This is a genomic window from Bradyrhizobium sp. USDA 4538 (genome assembly GCF_024171045.1).
Taxonomy (GTDB): Bacteria; Pseudomonadota; Alphaproteobacteria; order Rhizobiales; family Xanthobacteraceae; genus Bradyrhizobium; species Bradyrhizobium australafricanum.
Window position 1 is genome coordinate 1,331,379 of the sequence record NZ_JALJZE010000001.1, and the last position, 12,186, is coordinate 1,343,564.

General features: G+C 60.8%; 4 protein-coding genes and 1 pseudogene. All 5 read right to left on the reverse strand.

Annotated elements, in window-relative coordinates:
* Positions 1–677: 677 nt before the first annotated feature.
* Positions 678–1,950, reverse strand: a pseudogene (locus J2R78_RS05750) (IS256 family transposase).
* 68 nt (positions 1,951–2,018) lie between these two features.
* Positions 2,019–2,291 carry a hypothetical protein gene (locus tag J2R78_RS05755; protein WP_069279871.1) on the reverse strand — a complete coding sequence of 91 codons (273 nt, stop codon included), beginning with the start codon at positions 2,289–2,291 and terminating at the stop codon, positions 2,019–2,021.
* Between the two features lie 88 nt (positions 2,292–2,379).
* The gene (locus J2R78_RS05760) at positions 2,380–9,867 is read right to left on the reverse strand and encodes a shikimate kinase (protein WP_253603392.1); all 7,488 of its coding nucleotides are present in this window, start codon (positions 9,865–9,867) and stop codon (positions 2,380–2,382) included.
* 795 nt (positions 9,868–10,662) lie between these two features.
* Positions 10,663–10,845, reverse strand: a complete 183-nt coding sequence (locus J2R78_RS05765; RefSeq protein ID WP_253603394.1) for a hypothetical protein — start codon at positions 10,843–10,845, stop codon at positions 10,663–10,665.
* A 364-nt stretch (positions 10,846–11,209) separates the two neighbouring features.
* Positions 11,210–12,043 (reverse strand): YopT-type cysteine protease domain-containing protein, encoded by an 834-nt coding sequence (locus J2R78_RS05770; protein WP_081335007.1) that lies wholly within the window; start codon positions 12,041–12,043, stop codon positions 11,210–11,212.
* Positions 12,044–12,186 lie beyond the last annotated feature (143 nt).

The following is a 12,186-nucleotide window of genomic DNA, read 5'->3' on the forward strand; positions in this document are numbered from 1 at the left end:
ACATGGAGGTTCCCCGATTTTGAAGCGCGGCTCGTGTCGGATTTACCGTTCGTTCTGGTAGTGGAAGACGACGAACCGCTCCACGAAATCCTTCGCGAGGCCCCAAAAAGGCGGGCTGGGCCTTCTGACGGCCGCGTCGAAACCCAACACCGATGATGGGCTAGCGTTGCTGTCCTCCGCACGAAGAAAGTGGATGCCTTTGCCGTAATCCGATCCAGCAGCTCATTTCCGGGACATCCCAGAGCCGTTCGACCCAATCATTAATCGGTGCTGCGGTGCCGGCCGATTGGCGACGAGGTGGTCGAGATGCAGCGGCACGGGCCCGGGCCACTCTCATTGTGCGGATGTCCAACCAGGATCCGCGTAGCATCCACCACAAATACGCACAATCGGAGCCGTTCTGCTGCTGGGTCAAGCGAGCTGGCTGCAGCCGGCGCGCAGTCTCTGCGAGCTGTTCCGCAACGGTGCTGTTGCGTGATCCGGCGGAATCGTAGTCATGAGCAACCACCCGTTCATGCGCGTGGCGATCCAGCAGGAGTGGAGACCAATGGGCATTGTCACCTAGACCGTCGTCATTCAATGACAGAAACAAAAGCTGGCTGTGTCGTTGCCATTCTGGTCGGGGGATGTCCCGATCGGTGTTGAACTACGTCGGGCCGACGCTGCCGGAATGAATGTTACGCGGCCCTCGTGACGTGGGCAACGGGCTTGATCGTCATGCGATCGTAGTGAGCTTGAAGGGCCGCACGCAGAACCGACAATTGCTTATGCGCCTTCAATCGTCGAAAGCCCTTGTTGGCCTCGATCATGCCGGCCGCGACCCATCGCAAGGCCATACCGGCATCCCGCCAGCGTTTGACGTTGCGCGTGACGCGGCGAATGGTGCCCATCATGTTCTCGGCGATGTTGGTACAGGCGAGCGATCGACGAAGTTCCTTCGGCAGCTTCAACCGGACGACAGTCAGGATTTCGTCGAGGCCTTCGAGGATGCTGGCCGCGACGCCGGGCCATTGCTGGTCGAGTCGACGCGCGAGATTGCGGATCAATTTTTCAGCCTTGTCGGCGTCATCGAGCTCCCAGGCCTGGCGCAGCACCCGACGGGTGGCCGCATGATGCTGTTTCGGCAGGCGTTCCATGATGTTGCGCGCCTTGTGGATCTGGCAGCGCTGGATCGCAGCGGCCGAACCGAAGGTGCGGCGGATCGCCTTCGACAACGCTTTCGCGCCGTCGGCGATGAACAGTCTTGGCACCGTCGGGGCGAGCCCGCGCGAGACCAGGTTGTCCAGCAGGGCCTGAACCGTTGCGGCATTCTCGGTCGCCCCTTCCACCAGAGCCAGCGGATGCTTGTTGCCTTCGCCGTCAACCCCGATCGCGGCGACCAGCACGAGATCGTCGCCGAGATGCAGCCCGTCGATTTGGACCACCAGAAGGTCGAGCGCGGACAGATCGGTAGCCATGAAGTCGGCCAGCCGCGCCGCCGACAGCGCTACGAACCTCCGCGAGGCCGCCGACTTCGAAACCCCCGATCCGGGCGGTGCCGGCACGTCACCCTCGGGCAGCCGGACAGCGCGGCCGAACCGGCGCGTCGACACATTGATCAGCATCAGGTTCATCGCCCAGCGACCGAGCCAATCCTCCTGCGCCGCCGTTTCCCAGCTCGGGATCGTGACCTCGCGGCCGTCCACGCCCCGGACCCGCGGACGCTCGACCTCGATCTTGCCGCCGTGGAAACCGATTCGTCCCCGCGTTCGGCCCCAACGGTGCGCCCGCCGCGCCGCGTCGCGACCGTGGCGGCCCGCAGGCCGCCGTGACATCCGCCTCCATCATCGTGCCGAGCGCCTCGATCCCTGCCGCAAGGCAGAACCGATCGAAGCTCGCTCGCACTTCCGCAAACGCGTCGTCCACAGCCCCGATCGCCGGCCAACCAGCCGGTGTGATATCTCTCGTCATGGCGTTGCTCTCCTTTGTGGAATCAGCACCCCGAGCCTACCGGCTCAAGGTGGTCAACGCCGACCTCTTCAGAAATTCAACAGAACCCGGGACATCCCCTTCTGGTCGTGGACAATCCCCATTGAGGTTTCCTGAAGGTCATTTCGCTGCCAGCAGATGACTTTGCTTGGGCTCAACCAGCCGCGTCTGCGCAGCAAGAAACTGATCATGCCTCGCAACTGCTCGTGCAGCAGAGCGTAGTCGGCCGCGATATCGTCAGCTGGCAAATCCGTGGCGCCGTCAACGAAGCCGGCATCGGCCAGGGCTCCCGGGTACAAACCCCGATTTGAAACGTTTGACATCACAAGTCGTGCGGTGTCGACGGAAATCGAGATCCAGCACTGCGATGGATTGTCTGACGGGAGCCGTAGCAGTCTATAGTGACGTGGATCATGGCATCTCCTCCATAACCGAGCCAGATTGCCCGGCGTCTAGCCCGCCACCGGCGCAAAGATAGCCGTGCAGCTCGCTAAGACAAGCATCCGCGCTCTTGAGTTCGCGCCGGTCCTGTGGGGCAATCGTGAGATTGGCGAGCTTATACACAGGATTGCGCTGCTCCATCAGCTTTGTGATCATCTCGTCCCGGTCTGCGGTTTGTATTTTCGGACGGTTGGTGTCGTGTCGCAGGTTGCGCCTGATCACGTCCTCGTTGGTATTAAGCCAGATCGAGACCGCCTTCTCGCCGACACGACGGCGGACTTCTTCGGACATGAAGGCTCCGCCACCGGTTGCGAGCACCAGCGGCCCCCGATCGAGCAGACGGCAGATCTCATTCGCCTCGAGATCCCTGAAATGCGCCTCGCCGTCCTCCGCGAAAATCCTGGTTATGGACTTGCCAGTCTTCGCCTCGATCTCTTTATCGGAGTCGACGAACGTCAGCCCCAGCTGCTTTGCGAGTGCAGGTCCCACAGTGGATTTCCCGGCCCCCATCATGCCAACGAGCACGATCGGGCGGTTGTCGAGGGCGCCAACAATCTCTGTAGCGCGTGCCGACCTCGCTGCGCGTGTCGGCCGGGTCACGTTCGACACACGAGCAGGGCGAGCGCTAACGCGATTGCCGGCTTCGGCTTCCCAATGGGGGATCTCTGCGGCACCCTCGGGGATGACAACCCTGTTGCACGCCCCTCGCACGCGCTCCAGGAGCTGCTCGGCTATAGACTCATCCGGGGGCTCTTCGCTCCCTCGCTGCAGCCGTCTGAGCTTCTGCAGCTCCTTGTACGTCTCATGATTGTCGAGCTTGGCCTTGTAGCTGTCTGCCGTGTGAAACTCGAGCTCAAAACGGTAACCGCCAGGCGTGCCGAACACTGTCTTGATGCCAGCGAAGGTCCGCGATCGCGTCCTGAACCAGTTAGTCGTGCTGACCTCGCTATACCCGCTCTCCTCGAACGCTAGAATGGCTTTCTTGAAGGCACGTGTAAAATCCCTGTCAGAGAATTCGAAGACGTGGCGTACAGCGTTGTTGAAAAGCTGGACGCCGGCCTCAGAGCTGGCCTGGATTCCGGTGAGCTCGTCTGTCATTGAGCTTGGCGATCTAAGACGCTTAGCCAAATGGGGCATCTTCACCTCGATGCCGGCCCCCTTAAGGGCTTCGGCAACCGCCTTTGCCGTCCGCGTGATGTCCTTCTCTTCGGCTTGAGCGCGGGAAACCTCCATTTGGGCGCGCTGTGCCGCCTCCTCGCGAGTCAACGTGATTGTGGTTGCGACATCTTCGGTAGCAAGCGTTAGATCCGAGGATTCGCGCAGAATCCCCCGCTCGGCAGCGAGCTTGATCGAGGCTTGCATGATCGAAGCCGCCAGCGTCGGATTGTCCTTGAGATCCTCCAAGGCCGCATCGACATCGAAACGACCTTGGTTGAGGGTAGCCGCCAAGCTCTTGGTGTATGGAGCCGACTTCAACCCGGGTGTCTCTTGCAACAGGCGCTGAAGCTGCCTGCTCTTGATCATAAAGGCGTAAGCGCCAGTGTCGGATTTGTAGGCGTCAGTTCCGACTTTGATGCCGATGCTCAGCAGGTTTTTTGCACTTTGCACGAGGTCGTGCGGCATGTAACCATCCGGTCGGGGCTCGATGCGCGTAGGGTAACGATCGACCAGAAGCTGGACGCGGTCCCGTGGGTGAGCCGTTGCCGGATAGGTCTCGGCAAGCGGCGGAAACAGCTCGCAAAGCTCTTGGCTCATTGCGAGCTGTCTCTCACTCGCAGTAGCGGCTGTTTCGGGCAGGAGTTCGGGCGGGACTTGCTGGTCGAGACCAGCCGCCCACGCCTCGAGTTCGGTGAGAAGCAACTCGGCCGTCTCGCGCGCGACGGGATGGTGTGCCAGCTCAATGTCGTGCCGCGCCTTCTCGAGCTTGTCCCGGACGTCGTGAGCACTAACCTGTTCCTGCTCCAGCAGGCCGCGAATGTCTCGCTTGAGCTCTCGGTCAATGCCTTCGTACATGCCGAATATGGCACGTTCGGCAAACCACTGCCGGGCTTCATCTGATTGAGCCAGAAAGCCTCGCTGCAGGCCGGTATAGGTTTCCAGAACGTTCCGCGTGGCGGCGAGAATCTGGCTGGCGCGACCGAAATTATAGCGACCGTCCTCAATCGCCGGGGTATGGGATTTTGGCGGCTTGAGCGAGCGGAGGCCGCTAGCTTGCTCCTCTTGGTCGAATTGCCTGACATGCTCGTAAAGCTGCGGCCGGTCGGCAATGATAATGGCCGTATCGCCATCGAAGTCGCCGTCGAGTTTTTTCTGTTCATCAGGCGGGATGGCAACCAGGGACCCCGGAGCGAAGATCTCAGTGGCCTGCAGGATCCCGATACAATCGAGCGCGCTGTCCGCCGTTACGCGGTCCTTGCCCTTGATCCAGCTCGAATGGCACTTGACGTCCTCGGCGGACATCACCAAGCCACGGTCGGCGAAGTCGGCCGGCCACATTTCATCCGGCACCACGATCAGAAGCCCCTTGGCGAAGAAAGTCGGATCATCGACTGCCAGCTTCTCCCCCGACTTCTGGGCGACGTTGAAGCTGTATTGTATGGTCACGCACTGATCGAGAAACGCCGCAGTCGGGTCCCCGTCCGCAGCTGACCTGACGCGATCGGGGGCGAACGGGCGGAGGTTGGGCTTGTCGTAGGGCGATCGCCCGATCAGCACGCCACCACCGGTCAATGTTTCGCTCTTGAGCCTCGGCACATGCAGACAGCCATCAGCGGATGGGACGGCGACGGCGCCCGGACCATTGATATTCGCGGCTGTTACGACGCGAAACAGCTCCTCCGACGTCAGCTCTTGCTTTACCCGACTCTCAAGCCAGCTCATCGCCTTCCGCCGGGCCTCATCCGCTACTTGCTCGCTGCGCGGATAATGTTGCAAGGCCGATGCTGGCAGGGATGCTCTCCTTCCCTCGGCAAAGGCCTGCACGCGGTCAGGACCTTCCTGCTCGCTGGCGCGGCAAACAGCTGGCATAAGCTTGGCCAGCGAGGCCCGGATGAAGCCGCAGCCGTCGTGCGGTCGCAATGCAATGGGTCCGGCCGCCCCCCTCAGCTGGAAGGGATGCTCCTCGTTGGCAGGGCGGTCAGGCAGCAGCGCCAGTTTGAAGGCGCCTTCCAGCGCGGAGTCGTGGGGTGATAGACCTTTGATCGCCGGCGGCGCCGCAAAGCCTCTGCGCTGAGTATAATAATAGGCCTCTTTGAAAGGGGCCCACGCGCGCGACAGCTGCTCGAATGCTGTACCCGGCCCGGTTTCGGCATAGGGAATCGCCAGCAGCTTTCCCCCCGAAAGCTTTGCTTGCTCGTCTGGGGCGCGGGTCGCAATTTGAGACACAGTTAATCGTGGCGGCTTTAACTTGCTGCCGCCGAACAAGTCAATCCGGTATGGAATACCGTTTACATTTACCGTACGCGCCAGCATGAAGGCGCTCGGGGGTGCCGGCAATTGTACCGCGACGACGGGCAGGGCCCCCGAAGTCAGGCGATGGAAAATCGAGTACCGCGTCTCCGGCTCCGTGGCCAACGGCCGCCCATGCATGTCCACGACCGGCAACTGCATCAGTCCCGCCTCACCTTGCGGAGACCTCGGAGCGTGGTCCATGGCTCGCAATACCTGGTGCACGTCGAACACCGACGGAGGACGTTGCGCCTGGATCGCCGCCGCATCCTGCTCCATGAATAAGTCCAGCGCATCCACTGGACTATCCGCCTCGATCTGCGCAATCAGATTCCAGCTCATGCTGGACAGATCGTCTTGAATCAGGTCGCGAGCGCTTGCCAGGATCTCTCTCGTGCCGCGCTGCAGCTCTTTCTGCCTGGCCCGTAAATTTGCCCCGTTGCCCTCGACATAGGGTGACCTGAACAATCTCTCCAGCGCCGCACGGGCCTTGAGCGTCTGATAGATCGATAAAGCGGGGCTCCGGCTCGCAAGGGGCCCACGGCTCCGCTCCGCATCGCCCGCGTTCAGATGCGCCTTGATCTTTTGCTCGAGCACGGGCTGAAGGTCGTTGAGCACGTTGAGGGCCTGCCTGCGGTGCCAGCGCAGTGGCTTCTCTGGGCTGCGCGCGAGCGGCAGCAGAGCAGCACTCAGATTACCCATAGTTTCAAGGTTGTTCTCGGCGGAAAAACCAGGAGCTGAACGCAATTCAGAGAGCCGACTCAAGCCTGTCGGCGCGAGCAAACCGAGATCATCGAATAGGCCAACCTTACCCAGCGCCTTGAAAATGTTCGTGATGCTCAGAACCTCAGCCTTCAACAGGCGATCATTATCATAGTGCAGGTAGTGGGCGAGCTTGTGTAACCGATCCTTCGGCAGAGCAGCATCCGTAATCTCCCCACTCTCCTCCGCCCTCATGATCGTTCGGGACAGAGCGTTGGCGAGCATCGCCAGCTCAGGCGTGGTGAACACACTAAATCGCTGCGCTCCAGCTCCCAATTCGCGCGCGATGTCCATGGTGGACTGACAGCATATCGGCTCCCCAGGCCACTTGCTGAAGCCGTTCAGAAGGTTCGCCACTGCCTGCGGAGAGAAATTGGAGAGCTGATGCTGACGGGTTTCCTGGGCGATTGCCATTGTTGCTTTGAGACAATCCTCACTCTCCGGCCATTTGCTGAAGCCGTTCACCAGGTTCGCAAAGTTCTGACGATTGAAATCGGAGAGTGCAAACTCATCGCGCGCGCCGCGGCGGAGGACCTCACCCGCAATGGCAAACGCAGCCTTGCGACAGTCCGGCGCCTCCGGCCACTTGCTGAAGCCGTTCACCAGGTTCGTCAATCCCTGGGGGGTAAAATCAGAGAGTTCGGCGCGGCGAAGGACCTCATGCGCGATCGCGCAGGTCGCGCCGCGACAGTCCGGCGCGTCCGGCCACTTGCTGAACCCGTTCACTAGGTTTGCCAGTGCCTGCGGGGCAAAATCGAAGAGTTCGGCGCGAAGGACCTCACGCGCGATCGCAAACGTGGCCTCGGGACAGTCCGGCGCGTCCGGCCATTTGCTGAAGCCGTTCACAAGCATCGCCAAGTGCTGGTCGCTAAAATGCCGGGCACCGCGACGAAGGATCTCACCCGCGATCGCAAACGTGGCGCCGCGGCAGGCCGACGCATCCGGCCATTTGCTGAAGCCGTTCACCAGGTGCGCAAAGTCCCGATGATTGAAACCAGAGAGTGCGAACTCACCGCGCGCGCCGCGGTGAACGACCTCACCCCCGATCGCAACCGTAGCGTCGCCACAGTCCGGCGCGTCAGGCCACTTGCTGAAGCCGTTCACCAGGTTCGCAAGCTCCTGCGGAGTAAAATGAGAGAGCTGGGTGCCGCGGCGAAGGACCTCATGTGCGATCGCAGACGCGGCCTCGCGGCAGTCCCGCGCGTCCGGCCACTTGCTGAAACCGTTTACCAGATTAGCGAGGTGCTGGTGGGAAAAATGGGAGAGTTCGGCACGGCGAAGCAGCTCACCCGCGATCGCAAACGTCGCCGCGCGACATTCCGGCGCGTCCGGCCACTTGCCGAAGCCATTCACCAGGTTCCCCAGCTCCTGCGGAATAAACTGAGAGAGCCGGGCGCTGCGGCGAAGGACCTCACCCGCGATCGCAACCGTGGCGCCGCGACAGTCCGGCGCATCCGCCCACTTGCTGAGCCCGTTCACCAGGTTAGCCAGTTCCTGGTAGGTGAATTCAGAGAGCCGGACATGGCGGTCGCGGCGAAGGACCTCGCCCGCGATCGCAAACGTGGCGTCGCGCGTATCCGCCTCGTCCGGCCACTTGCTAAAGCCGTTCACCAGGTTGGCCACTTGCTGGTGAGTGAGTTTAGAGAGCGAGGCATAACGGTCGCGGCGAAGGACCTCACCCGCGATCGCAAGCGTAGCGTCACGACAGTCACGCGCGTCCGGCCATTTGCTGAAGCCGTTCACAAGCATCGCCAAGTGCTGGCTCTCAAAATGCCGGGCGCCGCGGCACAGGACCTCGCCCGCGATCGCAAGCGTAGCGTCACGACAGTCACGCGCGTCCGGCCATTTGCTGAAGCCGTTCACAAGCATCGCCAAGTGTTGGCTCTCAAAATGCCGGGCGCCGCGGCGCCGGACCTCGCCCGCGATTGCAAGCGTAGCGTCACGACAGTCCCGCGCGTCCGGCCATTTGCTGAAGCCGTTCACCAGGTTAGCCAGATTCTGGTGATTGAATTCCGAGAGCCGAGCACGGCGGTCGCGGCGGAGCACCTCACTCGCGATCGCCAATGTGGCCTCGCGCGGGTCCGCCTCGTCCGGCCACTTGCTAAAGCCGCTTACCAGAATCGCCAGTGTCTGCGGCTCAAAGCCGGACAAAGTGAACTCACGGCGGCGAAGAACCTCAGACGCGATCGCAAACGTGCCGTCGCGACAGTCTGGCGCGTCCGGCCATCTGCTGAACCCGTTCACAAGCATCGCCAAATGTTTCTGCTCAAAATCAGAGAGCTCGCTGTTGCGGCCGGCACGACGGACCACGCGAGCGATAGCTTCCGTGCCCTCACGAGTGCCCGCCTCCTGCGTCCACTTGCTGAAACCGTTCACCAACAGCGAGAGATTTTGGTCACTCGCCCCGGCAAGTACCTTGGGTTCATCGCGACAAAACTCAGCGATTCTGATGACTCCATTGCGGCATGTCTTCGACTGCTGTTGCCGACCGAATGATGTCGCGAACAGCGCAAGAGCAGCGGGCTTGAGTTCGCGCATTAATGTATTGGAAAGCTGCGACACCCGAGATGCCACCGCCTTGCAAGCTTCAAGGCCTTCCTGACCGCCAGCCTCGCGAGTCACAGCGTTGCATGCCGTGGCGTGGCCGAAGGATTCCCTGCGGCGGATATCGTCCTCGAAGTGGGTAACAAATTGGCTTCTGAACTGGGCGGCAGCCTTTTGCATAAAGGCCGCATGGATCTTCTTGTCCGCCCGCTGCAGCCGCTTGTCGTTTTCCACCACTGCACGTGAGAATTGGGCAATGTCGCGAGCGAAATAAATGGCGTCCAGAGCGGCGTTACATTGCTGTTCTGAAATCGCGGCTTGCCTGCCCTGCGGGGCGACATAATCCAGGCGCCGCCGCTTTGGCGCTGCCTCCAGGTCCGATATAGATTGCCCGTGCGAGGAAGAGGCACCTCGTGAACTCCCGGGCTGTTCGGCACGGCGGCTCTCGGCACCGGAACGCGACGCACTTTCTTCCCAATTTGGCGCGCCGCGATGCGCCAAATACCGCAAAGCTGGCTCGTCGACATGCGTATTCACGGAAGGATCGGTTGACGTGCGGCGTCGGGCATCGCTGGCCGAAGTCGGCGTTCGGGCCGAGCCCGCAGTCAGGTCCTGATTTTCAGAGCGCAAGCCCTGTAAGACAGAACTGAACTTCGAGCGATCGTTTCCGCCGCCAAGATCTGCTTCAGGGCTGGACCAGTCCATCTCTGATCCGCGGGCTTCCTTCGCTCTCCAGTCGGCTCTCGTCAAAATCAATCTCCCATGCGAGCTAGAATGCGCCGATTCCGACGGTGGCATAGAGGCCTGCGGCGTCGGCCCCAACGACTTTTGCTTCAGAGCGGAGCCCCTTGGCCGCGTTGACAGGACGTCACTCGCCACTAACCTGACGTGCGAGTCAGCTTTGTACGATTGTGCGCTCTAGCGCCGAAGATATGCCCTGGACCTGACGGAAATCTGATTAGCGTACAGCCGACTCGGGATTCATCGGAGTAGTTTCGTTGGATTGGTTAAGCCGGATGAGAGTGGTCATAGGCGGTTTGACTTGCGCATGCGCGACGCCATTAGGCTGGCCATCACCGGCTGGTGGTCTTCGACGAACGGGCATCAACCGTGTCCGCGCCATAAGTTGTTTCAGCAGACGAGCGTGTCAGGGCTTCGACGGCGTCAATCGGTGGATTCGGTCGGTCAGGATCGTCCGGCCTAGGTTCCGGGCGCCATTCACAGCGGACTCGCCGCTGATAGTCGGCTTGGTGACATCGGTTTTGGCGGCCACGATTTTGTGCCTCGCCCTCGAACTGTCACCCTGGCCGGCATCGTCGGTGTCAGGCAGGAGACCCAAGTGGCCCGGTCTCTCGACCATTCGGCCGGGAGCGGATTGAGAGCCGTGGCTGGAGACCCTGGGGATCCACCGCCGTCGATCTGGTTAAAATCCATACAGCTCTCCTTCTGTTTTGAGAACATAATCTCTTGCAGATCCGCCCGGCTTTTACTGCCACCAGTTCAGTCATAGGCCGCATCAATCGAGAGACGAGAGCCTATGCTAAGAGGCTTGGCTTTCGAAAAGCTGACGAGGGGGCAAGCCAAACGCACGCTGCAATTGTGGATCACGGCAAAGGTGACGCCGCAGATGCGCGCTTCCCGAAACGAAGTCCAGGCCGTTTGTGATTTCTCGAAGCCGAACACGCTTTCACACCAGAGGCCGTGGTGCCTGACAGTTCATCCCAAACGTGCCGGAGTGTCAGCATAGCAGCCAGGAACATTAGTAGTCCAAGGAATGCACGAGTTATCCGACGTCCGATATCTCGCGGCGAAGCAAACGGCTGGATGGGCTACCTATCGATGTCGGGCGGCCGCTATATCAACGTGCCTTCATCTTCGCGGCCGCCATGAGCTCCATTACAGCAAATTGTCGCATGCTAAAGGAGGACGCAGCTATCAGTGCGCCCCCCCACTTCAACGGGGCGCGGCCGCTCTCGATTCGGCTCGGTTCCGCGAAAACCGGGAAGGACACGGGCACGGTCGGAACGGCCGATTGAAAGCCCGATGCTCAGGTCATCCTTTGTGTGACGACCGTCGATATATCATGTCCATTCAGGTTGCTGTAGCGGTCGGCGAGGCTTTTGAACAGCTCACCCATTTGGTCCGACCGAACGGTAAACTCACCATAATTGGGATCAAAGAGCGTCGTCATTCCATTCGACGTGGACGTTGCCATAGTGTGTGCGCCACCTGCGGCGAACCGTAAGCCGAGTAAATAAATCGACGGGTCGGCGGTGACTTCGTTCACTATCTGGGCAATACGCGAAGATGAGCCAAACCTATATCGCGTCTGTTCGTCAGCTGGCTCCAAACCCGCTTCGCGCAGCATTGTGCTTTTTGCCTGAAGGTTGTGAGAACCTCCCGCCCTGTCGTTTCGCAACTCAGTCTTGATATCTTCATACCGCCGCTGCCGCACCGCCGCCGAGGCATGGTTTTCAGCGCCCGGGCGCAGCGCGCCCATTCGGGATGCAGGGCTGCTGTGCTGATTGCGGAGCCACTCCGCTGCCAAACCGACGCAGATGCCGTTGACATTGGCCCCGGGCAATTCAGCCGTCCTGTATTGAAACAGGTGACGAATCGGCCTCCCCGGAGAGGACGGATTGGAATCTGAGGACAGAGAGGACGTGCTGGGGCTCGAGGAGCCCGGGCTGTAAACGTTTGCGTCTGAGGTATGAGGCCTGCTGCAGCAGAGTCCCATTCGGTCAGACAACTCCTCAGGCGGCAAGCTCTCTCGTTGCACGCACTCGGTAAGCGCTTGCGCAAAGCTACCAGTGTCAGCGGACTGATTTGATTCGTCGGCCTGATCAGAGCGTATCGATTGGCCACCAACTCGATTATACATGATGGTTCGCCTGTCTCTTCAGCGTACGTTTAGTCTAAAGCGAGTGCGGGGAGCTCACGCCCTGCCTACGAATGATATTGCTGCAAGCTGTCGACGAGCTGACGAACTGATAAGCTTTGGAAGAGCGTCGCACTCGAGCCCGA